The organism is Actinomadura kijaniata NBRC 14229, assembly GCF_001552175.1.
GTDB lineage: Bacteria > Actinomycetota > Actinomycetes > Streptosporangiales > Streptosporangiaceae > Spirillospora > Spirillospora kijaniata.
On sequence record NZ_BCQR01000011.1, the window covers coordinates 38,397 to 56,876 of the forward strand.

20 protein-coding genes and 1 riboswitch are annotated in these 18,480 nt (G+C 72.7%); of the genes, 10 read left to right on the forward strand and 10 right to left on the reverse strand.

The genetic code is table 11. The annotated features are described in order from the left end of the window. Positions 1-30: 30 nt before the first annotated feature. The gene (locus AKI01S_RS04830) at positions 31-648 is read left to right on the forward strand and encodes a GNAT family N-acetyltransferase (RefSeq protein WP_067812528.1); all 618 of its coding nucleotides are present in this window, start codon (positions 31-33) and stop codon (positions 646-648) included. On the opposite strand, the gene AKI01S_RS04835 is transcribed toward AKI01S_RS04830, so the two are convergent. Next, positions 612-1,685, reverse strand: coding sequence for an alkene reductase (locus AKI01S_RS04835; protein ID WP_067812529.1), 1,074 nt, complete (start codon positions 1,683-1,685; stop codon positions 612-614). The two genes, AKI01S_RS04830 and AKI01S_RS04835, sit on opposite strands and share 37 nt — an antisense overlap. A gap of 35 nt (positions 1,686-1,720) precedes the next feature. Further along, positions 1,721-2,113 carry a RidA family protein gene (locus tag AKI01S_RS04840; protein ID WP_245681476.1) on the reverse strand — a complete coding sequence of 131 codons (393 nt, stop codon included), beginning with the start codon at positions 2,111-2,113 and terminating at the stop codon, positions 1,721-1,723. Positions 2,114-2,216: 103 nt separating this feature from the next. Between AKI01S_RS04840 and AKI01S_RS04845 the strand changes: the two genes are divergently transcribed. The 3 genes from AKI01S_RS04845 (at position 2,217) to AKI01S_RS04855 (ending at position 4,301) form a co-directional block, all read left to right on the forward strand. Next, positions 2,217-2,639, forward strand: a complete 423-nt coding sequence (locus tag AKI01S_RS04845; protein ID WP_067812531.1) for a MarR family winged helix-turn-helix transcriptional regulator — start codon at positions 2,217-2,219, stop codon at positions 2,637-2,639. A gap of 90 nt (positions 2,640-2,729) precedes the next feature. Then, complete coding sequence (locus AKI01S_RS04850; RefSeq protein ID WP_083998900.1) at positions 2,730-3,308, forward strand: RNA polymerase sigma factor; 579 nt, start codon at positions 2,730-2,732, stop codon at positions 3,306-3,308. A gap of 3 nt (positions 3,309-3,311) precedes the next feature. After that, on the forward strand, positions 3,312-4,301 hold the full coding sequence (locus AKI01S_RS04855; protein WP_067812533.1) for a CU044_5270 family protein: 990 nt from the start codon (positions 3,312-3,314) through the stop codon (positions 4,299-4,301). Here the strand turns inward: AKI01S_RS04855 and AKI01S_RS04860 are convergent. Together AKI01S_RS04860 and AKI01S_RS04865 are read right to left on the reverse strand one after the other, a co-directional pair. Beyond that, the gene (locus tag AKI01S_RS04860) at positions 4,210-5,025 is read right to left on the reverse strand and encodes an NAD-dependent epimerase/dehydratase family protein (protein ID WP_067812534.1); all 816 of its coding nucleotides are present in this window, start codon (positions 5,023-5,025) and stop codon (positions 4,210-4,212) included. The genes AKI01S_RS04855 and AKI01S_RS04860 overlap by 92 nt on opposite strands. 90 nt (positions 5,026-5,115) lie before the next feature. Continuing rightward, positions 5,116-5,931, reverse strand: a complete 816-nt coding sequence (locus tag AKI01S_RS04865) for a DUF8832 domain-containing protein (protein WP_067812535.1) — start codon at positions 5,929-5,931, stop codon at positions 5,116-5,118. A 193-nt stretch (positions 5,932-6,124) separates the two neighbouring features. Between AKI01S_RS04865 and AKI01S_RS04870 the strand changes: the two genes are divergently transcribed. Further along, entirely contained in the window at positions 6,125-6,589 is a 465-nt protein-coding gene (locus AKI01S_RS04870) for a hypothetical protein (RefSeq protein WP_067812536.1), read from the forward strand. 85 nt (positions 6,590-6,674) lie between these two features. Further along, the gene (locus AKI01S_RS04875) at positions 6,675-6,926 is read left to right on the forward strand and encodes a hypothetical protein (protein ID WP_067812537.1); all 252 of its coding nucleotides are present in this window, start codon (positions 6,675-6,677) and stop codon (positions 6,924-6,926) included. A gap of 75 nt (positions 6,927-7,001) precedes the next feature. Here AKI01S_RS04875 and AKI01S_RS04880 read toward each other — a convergent pair whose 3' ends face one another. From AKI01S_RS04880 to AKI01S_RS04895, 4 genes are all read right to left on the reverse strand, one after another. Continuing rightward, positions 7,002-9,254 (reverse strand): heavy metal translocating P-type ATPase, encoded by a 2,253-nt coding sequence (locus AKI01S_RS04880; protein ID WP_067812538.1) that lies wholly within the window; start codon positions 9,252-9,254, stop codon positions 7,002-7,004. 36 nt (positions 9,255-9,290) lie between these two features. Beyond that, positions 9,291-10,286 (reverse strand): DUF8832 domain-containing protein, encoded by a 996-nt coding sequence (locus AKI01S_RS04885; protein WP_067812539.1) that lies wholly within the window; start codon positions 10,284-10,286, stop codon positions 9,291-9,293. Between the two features lies 1 nt (position 10,287). After that, positions 10,288-10,497: a heavy-metal-associated domain-containing protein gene (locus tag AKI01S_RS04890; protein ID WP_067812540.1), complete on the reverse strand. Its 210-nt coding sequence runs from the start codon at positions 10,495-10,497 to the stop codon at positions 10,288-10,290. A 600-nt stretch (positions 10,498-11,097) separates the two neighbouring features. After that, positions 11,098-11,514: an SSI family serine proteinase inhibitor gene (locus AKI01S_RS04895; RefSeq protein WP_245681477.1), complete on the reverse strand. Its 417-nt coding sequence runs from the start codon at positions 11,512-11,514 to the stop codon at positions 11,098-11,100. An 88-nt stretch (positions 11,515-11,602) separates the two neighbouring features. Between AKI01S_RS04895 and AKI01S_RS04900 the strand changes: the two genes are divergently transcribed. Next, positions 11,603-11,944 (forward strand): rhodanese-like domain-containing protein, encoded by a 342-nt coding sequence (locus AKI01S_RS04900; RefSeq protein ID WP_067812542.1) that lies wholly within the window; start codon positions 11,603-11,605, stop codon positions 11,942-11,944. A gap of 21 nt (positions 11,945-11,965) precedes the next feature. On the opposite strand, the gene AKI01S_RS04905 is transcribed toward AKI01S_RS04900, so the two are convergent. Further along, positions 11,966-12,358: a hypothetical protein gene (locus tag AKI01S_RS04905; protein ID WP_157419665.1), complete on the reverse strand. Its 393-nt coding sequence runs from the start codon at positions 12,356-12,358 to the stop codon at positions 11,966-11,968. A gap of 69 nt (positions 12,359-12,427) precedes the next feature. Next, a riboswitch (TPP riboswitch) is annotated at positions 12,428-12,539 on the forward strand. On the opposite strand from AKI01S_RS04905, the gene AKI01S_RS04910 reads away from it, so the two are divergent. The 3 genes from AKI01S_RS04910 (at position 12,534) to AKI01S_RS04920 (ending at position 17,020) form a co-directional block, all read left to right on the forward strand. After that, entirely contained in the window at positions 12,534-13,871 is a 1,338-nt protein-coding gene (locus AKI01S_RS04910) for a purine-cytosine permease family protein (RefSeq protein WP_067812544.1), read from the forward strand. (Overlaps the previous riboswitch by 6 nt.) A gap of 115 nt (positions 13,872-13,986) precedes the next feature. Then, entirely contained in the window at positions 13,987-16,020 is a 2,034-nt protein-coding gene (locus AKI01S_RS04915; RefSeq protein ID WP_083998902.1) for a sensor histidine kinase, read from the forward strand. A gap of 526 nt (positions 16,021-16,546) precedes the next feature. Beyond that, the gene (locus AKI01S_RS04920; protein WP_245681478.1) at positions 16,547-17,020 is read left to right on the forward strand and encodes an ATP-binding protein; all 474 of its coding nucleotides are present in this window, start codon (positions 16,547-16,549) and stop codon (positions 17,018-17,020) included. Positions 17,021-17,146: 126 nt separating this feature from the next. Here AKI01S_RS04920 and AKI01S_RS04925 read toward each other — a convergent pair whose 3' ends face one another. Then, positions 17,147-18,367: an arginine deiminase gene (locus AKI01S_RS04925; protein ID WP_067812545.1), complete on the reverse strand. Its 1,221-nt coding sequence runs from the start codon at positions 18,365-18,367 to the stop codon at positions 17,147-17,149. Positions 18,368-18,480: the final 113 nt, after the last annotated feature.

Consider the following 18,480-nt stretch of genomic DNA (forward strand, 5'->3'; position numbering starts at 1 on the left):
AGTCGAGGCCGTCGTGGCGTTCTCTGAGGTATGAGCACCACGACGACCCTCGACATCCGACTCGGACTGCCCGCCGACGCCCGCCCCGCCGCGGCCGCCCTGTACTGGGAGGCGTTCTCCCGCAAGGCCGGTCCGGTGCTGGACGGTCCCCGGCGCGCCGGGTTCGTGGCGGAGTCGCTGGTGCCCGGCCGCGTCCTCGGCGCGTGGGACGGCGACCGCCTGCTCGGCGTCGCGTTCCTCCAGCAGGACGGCGCCGCCCCCATGGACCTGTCGCTCCGGCGGCTGGTCCGCGAGTTCGGCCCGGTCCGGGGGCTGTGGCGCGGGCTGCTCGCGCGCTGCCTGGCCTCCACCACGCCCGACGCCGACGAACTGATGATCGACTCGCTCGCCGTGTCGGGCGCGGCGCGCGGCCGGGGCGTCGGCGGCGCGCTGCTGGACGCCGTGGTCGAGCAGGCCCGCGCCCGCGGCCTCCGGCGCGTCCGCCTGGAGGTCGTGGACACCAACCCCCGCGCCCGCGCCCTCTACGAACGCTTCGGCTTCCGCGCCGGTGAGACCGTCCGCACCCCGTACCTGCGTCGCCTGATGGGCTTCGGCGCGGTGACGACGATGCGCTACGACGTCGAGTCCGCACCGGTCAACGCCGGATAGTCGACGTACCCCTCGGCCCCGCCGCCGTAGACGGTCGCCGGGTCGTACGCGGCGAGCGGGGCGTCGGCGGCGAACCGTTCCGGCAGGTCCGGGTTGGCGAGGAACAGCCGCCCGAACGAGAACAGGTCCGCCAGCCCCGCCGACAGGACCTCCTCGCCCGCCCGCCGGCTGGTGGGCTCGGGGCCGTTGAAGTTGCCGACCAGCGTGCCCGACCAGCGCGGACGCAGGTCGGCGAGCGCCCCGTACGCGCCGCGCTCGATGACGTGCAGGTAGGCCAGCCCGAGCGGGTCGACCGCGTCGACCAGCCGTCGGTAGACGGCCTGCGGTTCGTCCTCGACGATCTCGTTCTCCGGGTTGTCGGGGGAGATCCGCAGCCCGACCCGGTCCGCGCCGACCGCCGCCGTCACGGCCTCCACCACCTCGGTCGCGAACCGTGTCGGCTCGGCGTACCGGTCGGTGCGCCGGTTGGTGTTGCTGCCCAGGAACTGCTGGATCAGGTAGCCGTTCGCGCCGTGGATCTCGACGCCGTCGAACCCGGCGCGGACCGCGTTGCGCGCCTCGGCCGCGAACGCCTCGACCACGCCCTCGGCCTCGGCGGTCGTCAGCGCGCGGGGCGTCACGTGGTCGGCCATCCCCTCGGCGGTGAAGATCTGCTCGTGTTCGATCCGCACCGGCGACGGCGCGACCGGCGTCTCCCCGCGCAGGATGTTCGGGTGCGTCATGCGCCCGACGTGCCACAGCTGCGCGAAGATCCGCCCACCGGCGGCGTGCACGGCCTCGGTGACCTCCCGCCACCCGGCCACCTGCTCGTCGGTGACCAGGCCGGGGATGCCGGGGCCGCCCTTGCCGAGCGGGTCGGCCCAGATCCCCTCGGAGACGATCAGCCCGGCGCCGGCGCGCTGCGCGTAGTACACCTTCGTGAGCGGCCCGGGGACGCCGGTGGCGTCGTCGGCGCGGCCGCGCGTCATCGGGGCCATGACGATCCGGTTGGGCAGGCGGAGGTGGGGTCCCTCGTAGGACGTGAGCAGGGGGCTCATCTGCGGAAGACCTTTCGGGAGAGAGTCGTCGGGGGTCAGCGGGCGAGGGCGGTGACCTCGACCTCGATCAGCCAGTCCGGCTGCGCGAGCGAGGAGACCTCCACCAGCGTGTCGGCGGGGTAGGGCTCGGACAGGAACTCCTCGCGCAGCTTGATCAGCTCGTCCAGATGGGCGGCCATGTCCCGGACGAAGATCCCAACCCGCACCACGTCGGTCAGGTCGGCCCCGGCGGCGGCCAGCACCTTGCGCAGGTTCTCGAACGCCTGCCGCCCCTGCTCCAGGAAGCCGCCGGGCACGGTCTTGCCCTGTTCGTCGATCCCGGCCTGGCCGGAGACGTACAGCACGCCGTTCGCCTTGATCGCCTGGGAGATCCGGTAGGGCGCGTACCAGTCGGGGTCGGTGGCGATCTTCTCGATGCGCTCGGACACGGGTCCTCCAAAAGTAGATGCATGTACCTGCATGTCTTGCATGTACATGCATAGATTGCATGAGAGGTATTCTTCTGTCAACAGGAGAGAGCGAGGTGCGACGGTGGACGCGCAGGTCTGGGACCGGGTGATCACTCTGCACGGCCGGGTGGAACACGCCCTGTCCAAGGCGATGCAGCGCAGACACGGCCTCGGCCTGTCGGAGTTCCGCGCCCTGTGCCGCCTGGCCCACGCCGACGACGGCGAACTGCGCATGCAGGAGCTCGCCGACCTCATCGGCCTCAACCAGAGCTCGGTCAGCCGCCTGGTCGCCCGCCTGGAGGCGGCGGGCTTCACCCGCCGCGACCTGTGCCCCGGGGACCGCCGCGGCGTCTACACGGTCATCACCGAGGAGGGCCGCGCCATCCAGGACGAGGCGAACCCGACCTACCATGCGGTCCTGACCGAGGCCCTGGACGCCGCCGCCGGCGACGAGACCCTGGCCCCCCTGGTCACCACCCTCAGAAGCCAGTACGCCCTCGCGTAGAGCCCCTCGGGAAGCGGACGGCCGCACCGGACCAATAACCGGTGTCCCATCCCCCTGAGAGAGGCCGTCCGCGATGAGAACGAGTCCGACGTGACCGCGGTGCGCACCGAGAGCGACGCCGAGGTCATCGAACGGTCGTTGCGCGAGCCCGAGGCGTTCGCCGCGCTGTACGACCAGCACGCTCCGGCCGTCCACCGCTACCTCGCCCGCCGCCTCGGGCCCGACCTGGCCGACGACCTGATGGCCGAGACGTTCCTGCGGGCGTTCCAGCAGCGCGACCGCTACGACCGCGCCCGCGCCGACGCCCGCCCCTGGCTGTACGGCATCGCCACGAACCTGGTCGGCGGGCACCGCCGCGCCGAGGTCCGGTTCTGGCGGATGATCGCGCGGACCGGGATCGACCCGGCCGTCGACTCCCCCGCCGACCGGATCGCCGAACGGGTCAGCGCCCAGGGCGAACGCGCCGCGCTCGCCGCCGCCCTGGCCCGCCTCAACCGGGGGCAGCGCGACGTCCTGCTGCTGACCGCCGCCGGGGAGCTGACCCCGGCCGAGATCGCGGAGGCGCTCGGCGTCGCCCCCGGCACCGTCCACTCCCGGCTGAACCGGGCGCGCCGCAGGATGCGCGCCGCGCTGGACGGCCGCGACCCCCTGACGAACGCGAAGGACTGACCGATGAGCGAGCTGAGGAAGATGTACGACGAGGTGCGCCCGGTCGGCCCGGACGTGCTGGCCGAGGGCCGCGTGCGGCTGCTCGCGGCGGCCCACGAGGCCGGGGCGCCCGTCCGCACGCGGAAGTCCCGGCGCGGCTGGACGGCCGGGCTGGTCGCGGTCGGCGCGGTGGCGACGGCGGCCGGAGCGGTCGCCGTCGTCCCCGGAACCGAGAAGCCGCGGGTGCGGCCGTCCGCCACCGAGCCCGTCGTGCGGCTGGCGAGCGCGAGCGAGGTGCTACGCCGCGCCGCCGACGCCGCCGGCCGCGAACCCGACCTGAACCCCCGCGACGACCAGTACATCCACATCAGGTCGGTCGACAACGCGAACGGCATCAGGCGTGAGCTCTGGAGGTCGGTGGACGGGAAGAAGGCGTCGGTGCTCCACCGGGACCCGTGCAATCCCTCCGGCAAGGGGGCGTGCACCGACTCCTTCCGTGAGGAGGGGCGTCCCACCGCCTTCTACCGGCGGTTGCCGACCGACCCGAAGGCGCTGGAGGCGTGGTTCCGCCGCGACATCGGCGCCGGCCACACCTTCGAGAAGGGCAAGCCGACCGTGGAGCAGCGCATCTGGATGGAGATCGAGGGGACGCTGCTCGAACAGTACGTGCCGCCGAAGCTGCGCGCCGCGATGTTCACCATGGTGAGCCGCATGCCGGGCAGCCGGGTCGTCAACGGGATCACCGACCCGGCGGGCCGCCCCGCCGTCGCCGTCACCATGCCGGGGAAGGTCTGGAAGGGCGGTGGAGAGCGGGGGGAGATCGTGTTCGACCGGCGTACGTTCCAGGTCATCGGCCTGCGCACGGAAGGGAAGTGGACGGGCACGCTGCTGGGCGTCTCCGTGACCGACACCGCGCCGAAGGTCACGCCCCGCGAGGGCAAGCGGCCCCGGTCGCCCGCCGGGAAGCGGTCCCGGAACCGGCCGGGTCACCACCCTGAATCGGGTCGCCGGTGAAGAACGCGTCGGCGTCGGGGATCCGGGCGGCGTACTCCTCGGCGTCGTCCCGCGGGACGTAACCGATCTCGTCGCTGAGCTCCCAGAAGCGGCGGCTGTTGTCCGAGACGGCGTAGACCGTCAGGAAGTCCACGCCGGGCAGGGTGAGGGCGGCCCGCACGAACCCCGCGCCGTCGCGGTGGCTCAGCCAGGTCGCCAGGTGCCGGGACTCGGTGGGCTCGGCCTCGAAGCTGCCGATGCGCAGGCACACCACCTGGAGGCCGAACCTGTCGGCGTACAGGCGGCCCAGCGCCTCCACGACGACCTTGCTGACCCCGTACAGCCCGTCCGGTCGCGGCGGCAGGTCCGGGGAGACCCGCCGCGACCGGGGGTAGTGGCCGGTCAGATGGTTGCTGCTGGCCAGCACGACCCGGGGCACCCCGGCGCGGCGGGCCGCCTCCAGCACGTGGTGGGTGGCCAGGACGTTGCCCTCGACCAGGTCCGGGAGCGGGGCCTCGCCCGGCACCCCTGCCAGGTGGACGATCCCGTCCGCGCCCTCCACCAGGGGGACCGCCGCGTCGGGGTCGGTCAGGTCGGCCGTCCGGGCCTCCTCGTTGGGGGCCTCGGCGGTCAACGGCACGCGGTCGACGAGGACGAGCCGCTCGGCCTCCCGCCGCAGCGGCTCCCGCAGCACCGATCCGATCCGGCCCGCGGCGCCGGTGAGGACGACCGTTCCCAGTGACATGAACGCACCTCCGCGAGGCTTCCTCCCACCGGCCGCCGACGCGAAACGCGGACGCCCGGCTCTCGCCGGGCGTCCGCGTCGTCGGAGGGATCAGTGGTGGTGGGCATGGTCATGGGCGGTGGGGGCGGGGGCGGCGATGGGCGCTTCGAGGGTGAACGCCGCCGTGCGGACCGTGTTGTCGTGCTTGAAGTCCAGGAACATCCGGTAGACGCCGGGGCCCGGGACGGCGACGTGGAACGTGATCTCCGGGCCGGGCGGGGTGACGCCGTCGCCCGGTTCGCCGTTCGGGTGGACGTGGACGTAGGCCAGGTCGCCCGCGCGCAGCACCACCAGGTGGCCGTACGCGGCGAGGTAGGGCTGGAGGTCGGTGACCGGGGCGCCGTCCTTGCGCACCGTCAGCGTGACCATGCCGCCCAGGTCGCCGGTCAGCGTCACCTCGTAGCCGTCGACGGTCGCGGTGGGCGCGGGCCCGGGGAGGGGGCGCGGGGCGTAGTCGCCCGCGACGGCCAGGTCCGCGCCGAGGGTGAGGGGGCGGCCGAGGTCGCGCGGGGCGATGTCGGTGAAGGCCCGGTAGGCGCCCGCCTCGGGCAGGTCGAGCTCGGTGCGCCAGGTGCCGTCGGCGGCGCGTTCGGGGTGCACGTGCCAGAACCCGGTCAGCTCGCGGGTGACGACGATCAGGTGCAGCTCGCGGTCGTGGAGGAGGCCGTACTCGGTGACGGGGTGGCCGTCGGGGCCGAGGATCCGGAACGTCAGCTCGTTGCGGCCGGGGCGCAGGACGGTCTGGTCGAGGGCCAGCGTGTAACCGTCCCGGGTGATCTGAAGCCCGCCGGGCGCGGCGTCGGCGTGGTGGGCGTGGCCGGTGGTGTGGCCCGTGGTGTGGCCGGTGGTGTGGCTCGTGGTGTTCATTGTCGTGCTCCCTTCGATGACACCGAATCTATACCCCCAGGGGGTATATGTCATCAGGGTGGGATGTGATTCGCGACACTGTCCCCGGGTGAGCCGGATCGCCTTCATGGTCGCAATAAACGCGCAGGTGGCGCCGAGTTTCTTTGACAAAGAGTTATATGATGACTACGCAGAGTGAAGTAAGATTCCTTTCGTGTGCAGGAGGTACCGCCAGGTATCGGCCGGCCGCCCCCGCGGGGGAACGTGGCCGGCCCTCCTCGTCGCGGTCCTCCTGCTGACCTGCCTGGCGGGGGTCGGCGGTCCGGCCCCGGCCTCCGCCGTCCAGCCGTACGCGGGCGCGTCGTCCGGCTCCTCCGGAACCGTTCCCGAGGAGCAGCGCGGCGGCGAGGAGGGCGGCTCCGGCGAGCGCGTGCTGCGCGGCGACGGCGAGAGCGGCCGGGGCGAGAAGCCCGGCGGCCACGCCACCGCCCGGGGCCGGTCGGCCGGGCCGTTCGTGGCGCGGCCGCTGCCGTTCCGGCTCCTGACGGTCATCGTCCCGAACGCGCCCCCGCCCCTTCCCGCCGCGCATCCGGCCCCGCTGTCCGGTCCCCGGGCGGGCCCGGCCCGCCGGACCCCCGGCGCGCGCCTGCTCACCGGCCTCCAGATCTCCCGGACGTGACCCGCCTCGCGGGCCCTCGGCGACCGCCGAGCCGCCCGCGTCCGGCGACATCCGTCCAGACCGGCAGACAAGGGAGCGGGAATCCATGCGCGTCCGGGACGTTCAGGTCATCACCGAAAAGTGGTACTTCTACTGCATGAACTGCCTCTGCTCGTGGCAGCGGGACTTCGAGGCACGGCACTGCGACGACGGGCACGGCGGCGACCACGTCGTCTGGCGGCTCAACGGTCACGCCGCGCTGCCTCCATGGGTGGACCCCCTCTGCCCGACCTGCCAGGGCTTCCAGGTCAAGGCGTTCCCGGGAGGACCCCGAGGGCTGGTCCCCGCCCAGCGGTGACCCCGGCGAAGCAGACGGAACAGGCCCCGCCCGAACCCGGGCGGGGCCTGTTCCCGTGGAGCGTCCGCTCCTGGATCACTCGGCGTTCAGTGGTTTGAAGCCGCGCAGCCGCAGGCTGTTGCTGACCACGAAGACCGAGGAGAACGCCATCGCCCCACCGGCGATCATGGGGTTGAGCAGCCCGGCGGCGGCCAGCGGCAGGGCGGCCACGTTGTAGGCGAACGCCCAGAAAAGGTTCCCCTTGATGGTGCGCAGCGTGCGCCGCGACAGCCGGATCGCGTCGGCGGCGGCCCGCAGGTCCCCGCGCACCAGGGTCAGGTCCGAGGCCTCGATCGCCACGTCGGTGCCGGTGCCCATCGCCAACCCCAGATCGGCCTGGGCCAGGGCGGCGGCGTCGTTGACCCCATCGCCGACCATCGCCACGGTGCGGCCCTCGCCCTGGAGACGCTTGACCACCTCGACCTTGTCCTGGGGCAGCACCTCGGCGATCACCTCTTCGATGCCGACCTGGTCGGCGACGGTGCGGGCCACCGCCTGGTTGTCGCCGGTCAGCAGCACCGGCCGCAACCCCAGGGCCCTGAGCTGGGTGATGGCCTGGGCGGAGGTCGGCTTGATCTGGTCGGCCACGGTCAGCACCGCGCGGGCCTCGCCGTCCCAGCCGACCGCGACGGCGGTGTGCCCGGCCTTGGCGGCCTCGGCCATCGCCTGCTCCAGCTCGGGGGTGAGGTGCTGGGACCACTCGGCCAGCAGCTGCGGACGGCCCACCAGGACGGCGTGCCCGTCCACGACGCCCTGCACGCCCAGGCCCTCGACGTTGGCGAAGTCCTCGACCTTGGGCAGCTCCCCGACGCGTTCGACCGCGCCCTTGGCGACGGCCTGGGCGATCGGGTGCTCGGAGGCGTCCTCCAGCGCCCCGGCCAGCCGCAGCACCTCGTCCTCGGTGGCGTTGTCGGCGGTGATCACTTCGGTCAGGGTCATCTTGCCGGTGGTGACGGTGCCGGTCTTGTCCAGCACCACGGTGTCGATGCGGCGGGTGGACTCCAGCACCTCCGGACCCTTGATCAGGATGCCGAGCTGCGCGCCGCGCCCGGTGCCCACCAGCAGCGCGGTCGGGGTGGCCAGGCCCAGGGCGCACGGGCAGGCGATGATCAGCACGGCGACCGCGGCGGTGAACGCGGCGGCGATGCCGGTGCCGGTGCCGATCCAGAAGCCCAGCGTGGCCACCGCGATCGCGATCACGATCGGCACGAAGATCCCGGAGATCCGGTCGGCGAGCCGCTGCACCTGGGCCTTGCCGGTCTGGGCCTGCTCCACCAGCCGCGCCATCTGCGCCAGCTGGGTGTCGGAACCGACGCGGGTGGCCCGCACCACCAGCCGCCCGCCCGCGTTCACGGTCGCGCCGACCACGGTGTCGCCGGGCCCGACCTCCACCGGCACCGATTCGCCGGTCAGCAGGGAGGCATCGATCGCGGAGGAGCCTTCTTCGATGAGGCCGTCGGTGGCGATCTTCTCACCGGGCCGCACCACGAACCGGTCGCCCACGGCGAGCCGGCCGGCGGGGATGCGTTCTTCGCGGCCGTCGCGCAGGACCGACACCTCCTTGGCGCCCAGGTCCAGCAGGGCGCGCAGCGCGGCTCCGGCGCGGCGCTTGGAGCGGGCCTCGAAGTAGCGCCCGGCCAGGAGGAAGGCGACCACCCCGGCGGCGGCCTCCAGATACATGTTGGCCGAGCCGTCGGTGCGGGTCATGGAGAACTCGAAGCCGTGCTTCATGCCCGGGGTTCCGGCGGTGCCGAAGAACAGGGCCCACAGCGACCAGCCGAACGCCGCCAGGGTGCCCAGCGAGACCAGGGTGTCCATGGTGGCCGCGCCGTGCCGCAGGTTGGTCCAGGCCGCCTTGTGGAACGGCCATCCGGCGTAGACCACCACGGGGGCGGCCAGGGTGAGCGAGAGCCACTGCCAGTTGGTGAACTGCCACGCCGGAACCATCGCCATCGCGATCACCGGGACCGCCAGCACCAGCGCGGTGACCAGCCGCTGGCGCAGCGGCCGCAGCTCGTCGACCTCCGGGGTCTCCTCGGCGCCCGCGCTGTCGTCCTTGGGCGGCGGGGGCGGCGCGGCGGTGTAGCCGGCCTTCTCCACCGAGGCGATCAGTTCCTGGACCGAGATGCCCTCGGGGAACTCGACCTTGGCCTTCTCGGTGGCGTAGTTGACCGTCGCGGTCACGCCCTCGATCTTGTTCAGGCGCTTCTCGATGCGGGCGGCGCACGACGCGCAGGTCATCCCGCCGATCGCCAGCTCGATCTGCCCGGACGTGCTGCCGGTGCCCATTGCTCGCTCCTCTCTGTGATCTTCGTGCGGGATGTCTCAGTGCGTGTGTCCGTCGTCCCCGTGTCCGCCGTCTCCGGCGGGCGGCGGGGTCGCGGCCGTTCCCGCCCGCGCGGTGAACTCGGCGGTGCGGACCTTGCCCTCATGCTGGAAGTCCAGGTAGAGGCGGTATGTTCCGGTGCTCGGGACCTCGGCGTAGAACGTGATGTCCGGCCCCGGCCTGGTCCTGCCGTCGCCCGGTTCCCCGTCCGGGTGGACGTGGAGGTAGGCCAGGTCGCCGCTGCGCAGCGCGACCAGGTGGCCGTACGCCTCAAGGTACGGCTCCAGGTCGGTGACGGGCCGGCCGTCCTTGCGCACCGACAGGGTCAGTTTGCTGCTGCGCCCGGGGACGAGGTCGCCGTTCAAAGTGACCTCGTAGCCGTCGACGCGGGCGGTGCGCCCGGGTTCGGGCAGCGGCTTGGGCTTCTGCCCGCCGGGCGCGACGACGTCGGTTCCCAGCGTGAGCTGCCGCTTGGCGCCCTGCGGCTTGACGTCGGTGAAGAAGCGGTAGGTCCCGGCGTCGGGCAGGGTCAGCGGGATCGACCAGACCCCACCCCCGGCCTGCCCTTCGAGCAGGGTCGGGTGCAGGTGCTGGAACCCCGACAGGTCCCGCCGCGCGACGATCAGGTGCAGCTTCTTGCCGTGCAGGGTCTCGTAGGCGGTGACGGGCTTGCCGTCCGGGCCGTTCACCGTGAACCGGAAGTCGGTCCGCTCGCCCGGCTCGACCGTCGTGGCGGCCGGGACGAGCGTGTAGCCGTCCTCGGACACCTGGAGCCCGCCCGGGACGGGGGAGGACGCCGGTGCGTTCCCGCCGCCGTGGCCGTCACCGTGGCCGCCGCTCTGCGTTCCGTTCCGGGTGCCGCCCGCCTGGTGGCCGTGTCCGCCGGTCTCGGCGGTCGCGCCGACGGGGCCGGTGATCTGCCCGACCCCGACGGCGCCTCCGAAGACGGCGGCCAGGCCCAGGGCGAACGCCCCCAGCTTGGTCGCGACGTTCATGTCACACCTTCACCTCGTAGCCGGCCTCCTCGACGGCGTCCCGCACCCGGGCGTCGTCGAGCGGGCCGTCGCTGGTCACGGTCACCCTGCCGGTCGCCAGGTCCACGTCCACGGCGGTCACCCCGGCGATCTGGCCGACCTCCTGCTTGACGGAGCCGACGCAGTGGCCGCAGGTCATCCCGGCGACGGTGTAGGTGGTGTCAACGCTCATCCCGAACCTCCCTCTCAAGTACCCCTAGGGGGTATCCCATAGCCTCGATAGTACTCATCGGAGCCGGGATTGCAACCCCTAGGGGGTATGGGTTCCCCGTGACCTGGGACACATCGGATGCGTGGACGCCCCATGGGCGCCGCGCGGGCCTCTCCCGGCCCCGGGCCCCCGGGGCCGCCCGTTCCCCGCTCGCGGCGAGTGACCGGAAACGCCGTCTAGCGGGGACGGCCGTGGATGGGAGGACTTTGGGCGCCTTGTTACACGGAAGTTATCCACAGGATGTGTGGAGCCGGAGTCGGTAATCCCTAGGGTTTTTGTCCACTGGTGACCGGATGGCCAGGGTGAATGTCGCGAAGTTCCCGAGGGTCGCGAAGTTGTCCACAGGGCTGTCCACAGCTTTCCACAAGCCTGTGGGTTTCTTCGTCGCGAAGCCTTGACGGAAGATCGACTCGATCGATGGTCTCGCACGTCCCCGGGCAAGGGAACGGCCCCGGCCGGGCGGCCGGGGCCTTTTTCCCGCGGTCGAGCCGGAACGGGGAGGTCTCGCCCGCGTCGGCGGACCTGTGGAGCCGGGGACGGTGGACCGGTCGGAACGCGGGCTCAGCGGACCTTGGGGACGTCGCCGAACAGCGGACCCACGCTGCTCCAACGGTGCAACTCGCAGCCGTCGGTGCGGGTGAACTTGGCGTCGACCGGCCTGCCCTGCCAGGTGCCCCTGACCACGGCGACCTCGGGGCCGCCATAGATCTTCGTGCAGATCCGGTCCTTGGGCGGGGGCGCGAAGGGGTCCTTGGCCTTGGCGAGCGCCGCGCACGCCTCCTTGGCCTTCGGATGGTCGCCGCCCGGCGGATCGCAGGTCAGCTTCCAGGTCTTCGCGGGCGCCTCGGGCGACGCCTTGACCTCGACGGTGAGGGAGTCCCCCGCCGGTGGCGTGGGGACGACCGAGGTGGCGGGGGGCTTGTCAGCGGGTCGGTTCGTGGCCTGCTGGGAGCCGCATCCCGCCAGTGGCAGGATCATGGCCAGACTGGACGTGGCGAAAAGGAGCGTCCGATACCGCATGCGGAATTCGACGCAGGGGCGCTCCACACGGTTCCATGGAGGTGTGATGTTTTTCGGGGACGACGTACCGGCGGTGGACGCGGCCGAGGTTCCGCAGGACGCGTACCTGCTGGACGTCCGCGAGGAGTACGAGTGGGAGGCGGGCCATGCGCCCGAGGCCGTGCACATCCCCATGGGGGAGCTGAGCGACCGCGCCGCCGAGATCCCGCGCGACCGCGAGATCTTCGTGATCTGCCGGTCCGGGATGCGGTCGGCGCAGGTCACGGTCGCGCTCAACCAGGCGGGCTGGGTCGCCCGGAACGTGGACGGCGGCATGAAGCGCTGGGCCGAGAACGGCCGCCCCATGGAGGCGGGCCCCACCCAGGACGGCCCACCGCACGTCGCCTGACCGGCGGGCCCGACCGGCCGGTCAGCAGCCGGGGCCGAGGCAGTTCCCCTTCAGGACCTGCCTTCCCCCGACCGTGACCGTGAAGTCCCCGCGCACGAAGTCGGCCCGGTCGTCCGGGGAGATCGAGTCGATCCGGCCGCTGAGCGCCACGGCCTGCCCGTCGTTCGTGCGGCCCGTGCAGGCCACCGGACCGGAGCTCTGCCCCTGCGCGGGCGGGGTCGCCGTGCAGTCGAGGTCCCCGGCCAGCGGCACCCCGACCCCCGCCAGCGCGGCCTTGGCGGCGATCTCGGTGGCCGCCTCGCGCTGCCCCTGCTGGTACCCCTTGCGGAACTCCGACCGCACGTCGCCGTCGCCGCAGCCGGTGAGCAGCAGCGCCCCCGCGCCCACCGTCAAGATCAGTGCTCGTGCCCTCATTTCCGGAGCATAGGCGGGTTCACCAGGGGTATCGGGTGGCCTGGCGGTGAGGGTACGATTTCCGACCGACCGAAACAACGCGGGAGCTCGGGTCAGCCGGGCTGAGAGGGTGACCGGAGGCGTCACCGACCGCCTGAACCTGTCCGGGTAATGCCGGCGTAGGGAGTGTGACCCCGTGACGTCCGCCGTCGAAGAACGCCCTCAGCCCGCCGAGGCCCCCCTCACCCTCGACGAACCCGCGCCCAGGGTGCTCGGGTTCTGGGACCAGGGGGCGTTCTGGGCCAACCTCGGGGTGAGCCTGTTCGCCTTCTCCGGGGCGTACACGCTGCTCGCCCCGGACGAGAACGGCCGGCCGACGATGTCGATCGTCGCCGGGATCGTCGCGATGATCGTCGGAACGGCCGTCGGCGGGCTCATGCTCGGCCTGGCCGCCGCGCCCGGCGCGATCACCGGCAAGCCCGCGATGGTGCTGCTGCGCGGGCTGTTCGGCGCGCGGCTGTCCTACGTCCCGACCGTGCTCAACATCGCCCAGCTCATCGGCTGGGGGACGTTCGAGCTGATCGTCATCGCCGACGCGGCGCGGGCCCTGTACGACGGGCTGCCCCGCGAGGTGTACGTGATCGTGGCCGGGGTGCTCACCACCGCGCTGACGATCTGGCCGCTGGGGTCGGTGCGGCTGCTGCGGCGGTACGTCACCGCCGCCGTGCTCGTCGCGCTGGTCTACTTCTACGTGCAGCTGCTCCGGGAGCCGCTGCCCGACCTGACGCGAGGCTCGTGGGGCGGGTTCTGGATCGGCGCGGACGCGGCGCTGGCCGTCTCGATCTCGTGGGTGCCGGTCGCGGCCGACTACACGCGGCACGCGCGCAGCGCCCGGGGCGCGTTCGGCGCGGCGGCGATCGGCTACTCCGTCACGCAGATCTTCGCCTACATCCTGGGGCTGCTGGCGCTGGCGCTGGTCGCGGGCGACTCGGGCAAGGTGTTCGACCCGTTCCTGCACGTGGCGCTGGGCGTGGTGTTCTTCGCGGTCTTCGTGCTGCGGGAGGCCGACCAGTCGTTCGCCAACGTCTACTCCACCGCCGTCTCCATCCAGAACCTCGTGCCCAAGGCCGACCGGCGGGTGCTGACCGTCACCCTCGGCGTGCTGATCACCGGGCTGGCGCTGCTGCTGGACATCGGCGACTACGCCAGTTTCCTGTCACTGATCGGTTCGGTGTTCGTTCCCATGCTGGGAGTGCTGGCCGCCGACTTCTTCCTCGGCGGCGGTCGGCGCGGCTGGAACACCGACCGCGACGCGCCGTCCCGCTGGAGCATGATCGTCGCCTGGCTGGCCGGGTTCGTCACCTACCAGATGATCTACCCCGGCGCGGTGGGCTGGTGGGCCGCGTTCTGGAAGGACCTCCAGGGCGCGGTCGGGTTCACCCCGCAGTCGTGGATGAGCGCGTCGCTGCTGTCGTTCCTGGTGGCCGGGCTCGCGGCGCTGCTGGCCGGCCGGCTGGCGCGCCGGTCGTCCTGACCGGGCCCGGCGGCGGCCGTCACCCGTGACGTGGCGTTCCTCCGGAGGTGACCGGAAGGTCGCAAGAACCTTTCGGTGGCCGTTGCCCGGCGCCGCCCCACCATCCGGTGGCACGATGGCAGTCGTGCACGACCTCGCCCACGACTCGATCGCCCGCGCCGTCCTCGACAGCGCGGCCGACGCGATCGTGGCCGTCGACAACCGCTACCGCGTCACGGTGTGGAACCCGGCGGCCGAGCGGATGTTCGGCTGGACCGCCGGGGAGATGCTGGGCCGCGTCCCGCCGATCGTCCCCGACGAGCTGAAGGCCGAGCACAACGCCGTGCAGGAACGCCTGCTCACGCGGGGCGACGGCGGAGGCCAGATCTCCATCGCCACCCGCCGGTTCCACCGCGACGGGCGGCTGATCGACGTGCGGATCGACACCAGCCTGCTGCGGGACGCCACCGGCGAGCAGCTCGGCTGGGTCGGGGTGTACCACCCGGTCGAGGAGGACGAGGTCGCCGCGCACCACATGGCCGAGCGCGCCCGCCTGGTCCGCCGCCTCAACCACGTCGTCGCCGACCTCGGCACCGAACTGGACCTGGCCGAGGTGCTGGACCGCATCACCACCGCGCTGATCGAGCTGACCGGCGCGGACGCGGGCGGGTTCGTGCGGATCGAGGACGGCCGGCGGCTGCGGCTGGTCAGCATGCACGGCCTGCCCGCCCACCTGCGCGGCAGCACCGCCGACCTGCGCGACAGCCTGGTCGGGGAGCTGCTGCGCTCGGGCCGCAGCGTCAAGCTGGCCAGCGGCGAGCAGCGGCTCGGCGACCTGATCTGGTCGGAGCTGCCGGGGCTGCACACCATCGCGCTGAGCCTGAGCTACGTGCAGAACGAGCCCTACGGCGCCCTGTACGCCCTGTTCTGCGGCCGCAAGGTCGGCCACACCGAGCTGGAGCTGCTGGAACTGCTCGCCGGGCACGCCGGGGTCGCGGTCGGCAACGCCGTCGCCTACGCCGAGGTCGTCCGGCAGCGCGCCCACGAACGCGCCGTCATCGACGCCTCCGCCGACGGCATCGCGGTGCTCGGCCCCGACGGGACCGTCCGCCAGTGGAACCCCGCCGCGCACACCCTCACCGGGATCCCGCCGGCGGAGGCGATCGGGCGCGAGCCGCCGTTCCCGACCCCCGAGCCGGGCCGGGAGTCGACGTTCCCGCTGCCGTCCGGCCGCTGGCTGAACGTGCTGACCGCCGAGATCCCCGAGACCGGCGAGCTGGTGGTCGACTTCCGCGACGTGTCGGAGGCCAAGGCCCTGGAGGAGGCCAAGGACCTGTTCCTGGCCACCACCAGCCACGAGCTGCGCACCCCGATCACGGTCGTGCAGGGGTTCGCCGCCACCCTGGTCAACCGCTGGGACGAGCTCGCCGACGACGCGCGCCGCTCCGCCGTCGCCACCATCGCCGAACGCGCCCGCTCCCTGGGCCGCCTGGTCGAGCACCTGCTGCTGGGGTCGCGGGCCGGCGCCGACGAGCTGCCGGTGACGATCGAGGCGTTCGATCTGGCGCGGGTGCTGGCGGGCGTCGTGGCGGGCTTCGAGTCGCTGTCGCCGCTGCACCGCGTCGAGCTGGACGTCGCGCCGGACCTGCCGGAGGCGCGCGGCGACGCGATGGCCACCGACATCGTGCTGGGGCAGCTGCTGGAGAACGCCTTCAAGTACTCCCCGGACGGCGGGACGGTCCGGGTGCGGGCCTGGGCGGAGGGCGACGACCTGCTCGTCACCGTCGAGGACGAGGGGATCGGGATCGCGCCCGGCGACCATGAACGGATCTTCGAGCGGTTCGTGCAGGGCGAGGCCGGGGACCGGCGGCGGTTCGGCGGCATCGGCCTCGGCCTGTACATCGTCCGGCGGCTCACCGAGGCGCAGGGCGGGACGATCTCCGCGCATCCGGCCGCGCGCCGGTCGGCGCCGCAGGCCCCCCGGCCGGTCCCCGGTGAGCGGCCGCAGGCCCCGGCCATGGGCGGGCGGCCGTACTCGGGCGTTCCGGAGCACCAGCGGATCGGCGCCGGACCGCTCGGCTGGCGACCGCCCGGCGACGCCGCCGAAAGCCCGGAGCCGGGACCGGGCACCTGCATGCGCCTGGTGCTGAGGCGCGCCGACTCAACATGACCCGGTTTTGACCTGCGGCGTTCCGGGGTTTGGGGCGGTGCCATAAGGCGGCGGCCGGATCGGGCGGCCGGATGCGGTCACCGGAACCGGCCCCTCGCCGTGATCATGCGGGAAGACCACTCGTGTCTCCGTGGAAAAGAGTGGTGTCCCGAGGGTGTGACGGACGAAACGTGCGCGTGAGGAGTAATCAGTCCGTGGCTGGATAGATCCTTTGTTGACTTTCGTTCGTGAGGGGGTCCCGGCCTGGCGCCGTGCGGGGGGTGATCGCCGTGACGGGAGAGGTGGTCGCACGGTGGGCGACAGAGCGGTCGCGTCGAGGGGCCGGTGGCGTGGACGTGCCGTCCGGTTTCAGTCCAAGTCGTACTGGGCATTTCGGTCTTACCGGAATACGGGCGGCGGGGTGCATCCGGGAAGACGGATCCAGCGGATCCACGGGGAGGTGAGGGCGTCGAGCGTCGTACTGCTGCCACACGCGCCGACCAGTGTCGCGGCCGCTCGGCGGCGCCTCGGTTCGGAACTGGCGGCCGTGGGCGTGAGCGAGTCGGTCGTCGACGACGTCAACGTCATCGTCAGCGAGCTGCTCAGCAACGCCCTGCGGCACGCGCGCCCGCTGCCCGGGGGGCAGGTCCGGCTCGCCTGGAGCCGCCAGGGGGACGAACTGGAGCTCTCCGTCAGCGACGGCGGCGCGACCACCCAGCCGCGCCGGGGCCCGGGAACGCTGTCCTCCCTCGGGGGACGCGGTCTCGGCATCGTCGAGGCGCTGTCGGAGAACTGGGGGGTCCGGCACGAGGAGGGCGGCGTCACCACCGTCTGGGCCGTGCTGCGCGCGCCGCGGACCGTCCGGACGGGGGCGGGCCGCAACGGGGCCGTGCCCGCGGGCTCGGTCCACGCCGCGATCCCCGGTCTCGTGGAGCTTCCGGAGGAGGCGGGCCACCCCGACGAGGATCTGCGCCACGGTCCCCGGCATGGGATACCGCAAACTCGGGCATACCCCGGCTAGCGGACCATGCCCGCACCTTGTATGGTCCTCTTCAAGCTCGGGCGCTGTCGTGCCCCCGTCGACACCGCCCGAGCCATCCAACGTCCGTGACCCCGGAGGCCGCCCGGCCCCCGGGGTCACGTCGTTTCAGCGGGGATCGTCGCGCAGGATCGGGCAGGACATGCAGCGCGGCCCGCCGCGTCCGCTGCCCAGCTCGCTGCCGCCGATCCGGATGACCTCGATCCCGGCCGCCTCCAGGTGCGCGTTCGTCTCGATGTTGCGCTCGTAGGCGACGGCGAGGCGCGGCGCGACGGCCAGGGTGTTGTTGCCGTCGTCCCACTGCTCGCGCTCGGCGGTCACCGGGTCCAGCCCGGTGTCGATCACCTTGAGCCGGTCCAGCCCCATCGCCTCGGCGGCGGCCTCCAGGAACGGCCGCGGCCCCTCCACCCGCAGGTCGCCGTTGGCCGCGGTGACGGTGTGGGCGGTCAGCGAGTGCGCGATCGGCGGGTACATCACGACCGTGTCGACGTCCACCATCGTGCAGACGGTGTCCAGGTGCATCGTCGCGCGCTCCTGCATGATCGGAACGGCCAGCACCGTGTGCGCCAGGCCCGCGTCGAACACCTTGCGGGCCAGCCGCTCCACGCCCGCCGGGGTGGTCCGCTCCCCGGTACCGACCGCGATCACGCCGGGGCACAGCAGCAGGACGTCGCCGCCCTCCACGTGCTCCAGCGACGGGTCGTACACCGGCTCGACGCCCGCGAACCGGGGGTGCCAGGCGTAGATCAGCCCGGTCAGCGTCGACTCGCGGCGGCGCGCGGGCATCGCCAGGCTCGTCACCGCGACCCGGTCCCCGATCCAGGCGCTGTTGTCCCGCATGAACAGCAGGTTCGGCAGCGGGTCGATGATGAAGTCCAGCCGGTCCATCAGCCGGTACACCAGGCCGTGCGCGGTCTTCAGCTCCTCGTGCGCCAGCCCCGCCACCAGCACCTGCGCCAGGTCCTCGGGGTCCAGGTCCTCCAGGTAGCCGCGCACCACCCGCCGTAGCTGGTCGCCCCAGCGGTTGTCGTCGATCGTGTCGGCGATGGCCCGCGCCCGCGCCCCCTCGTACTCCAGCACCTGCTGGAGGAGCTCGGTCACGTACAGCACCTCGACGTCGCGGTCCCGCAGCGCCTGCGCGAACGCGTCGTGCTCCTCCTGCGCGCGTCCCACCCACGGGATGCCGTCGAACAGGAGCTTGTCGTTGTTGCGCGGGGTGAGCCGCTTGAGCTCCGCGCCCGGCCGGTGCAGCAGCACCGTTCGCAGCCGCCCGACCTCGCTGGTGACCCGATGCCCGTGCGCCTTCGTCCCCTGCCGAGTGCTCTCCATTACACCGAGTGTAGATCGCCGCCTTTCGGGGCGATAAATCGTTCGACGGGCGGGGTGGGCGCTCCGTACGCTCGTCCCATGTTCTTCGCAGCCGACACCCGCCTGCTCGCAGA

Bases quoted from the DNA above. Each gene is read 5' to 3' on its own strand.
- AKI01S_RS04875 (WP_067812537.1), top strand. From the start codon at position 6,675: ATGCGCGTCCGGGACGTTCAGGTCATCACCGAAAAGTGGTACTTCTAC.
- AKI01S_RS04835 (WP_067812529.1), bottom strand. From the start codon at position 1,685: ATGAGCCCCCTGCTCACGTCCTACGAGGGACCCCACCTCCGCCTGCCC.
- AKI01S_RS04860 (WP_067812534.1), bottom strand. From the start codon at position 5,025: ATGTCACTGGGAACGGTCGTCCTCACCGGCGCCGCGGGCCGGATCGGA.
- AKI01S_RS04890 (WP_067812540.1), bottom strand. From the start codon at position 10,497: ATGAGCGTTGACACCACCTACACCGTCGCCGGGATGACCTGCGGCCAC.
- AKI01S_RS04925 (WP_067812545.1), bottom strand. From the start codon at position 18,367: ATGGAGAGCACTCGGCAGGGGACGAAGGCGCACGGGCATCGGGTCACC.
- AKI01S_RS04885 (WP_067812539.1), bottom strand. From the start codon at position 10,286: ATGAACGTCGCGACCAAGCTGGGGGCGTTCGCCCTGGGCCTGGCCGCC.
- AKI01S_RS04830 (WP_067812528.1), top strand. From the start codon at position 31: ATGAGCACCACGACGACCCTCGACATCCGACTCGGACTGCCCGCCGAC.
- AKI01S_RS04865 (WP_067812535.1), bottom strand. From the start codon at position 5,931: ATGAACACCACGAGCCACACCACCGGCCACACCACGGGCCACACCACC.
- AKI01S_RS04915 (WP_083998902.1), top strand. From the start codon at position 13,987: ATGGCAGTCGTGCACGACCTCGCCCACGACTCGATCGCCCGCGCCGTC.
- AKI01S_RS04880 (WP_067812538.1), bottom strand. From the start codon at position 9,254: ATGGGCACCGGCAGCACGTCCGGGCAGATCGAGCTGGCGATCGGCGGG.
- AKI01S_RS04855 (WP_067812533.1), top strand. From the start codon at position 3,312: ATGAGCGAGCTGAGGAAGATGTACGACGAGGTGCGCCCGGTCGGCCCG.
- AKI01S_RS04900 (WP_067812542.1), top strand. From the start codon at position 11,603: ATGTTTTTCGGGGACGACGTACCGGCGGTGGACGCGGCCGAGGTTCCG.
- AKI01S_RS04905 (WP_157419665.1), bottom strand. From the start codon at position 12,358: ATGAGGGCACGAGCACTGATCTTGACGGTGGGCGCGGGGGCGCTGCTG.
- AKI01S_RS04895 (WP_245681477.1), bottom strand. From the start codon at position 11,514: ATGATCCTGCCACTGGCGGGATGCGGCTCCCAGCAGGCCACGAACCGA.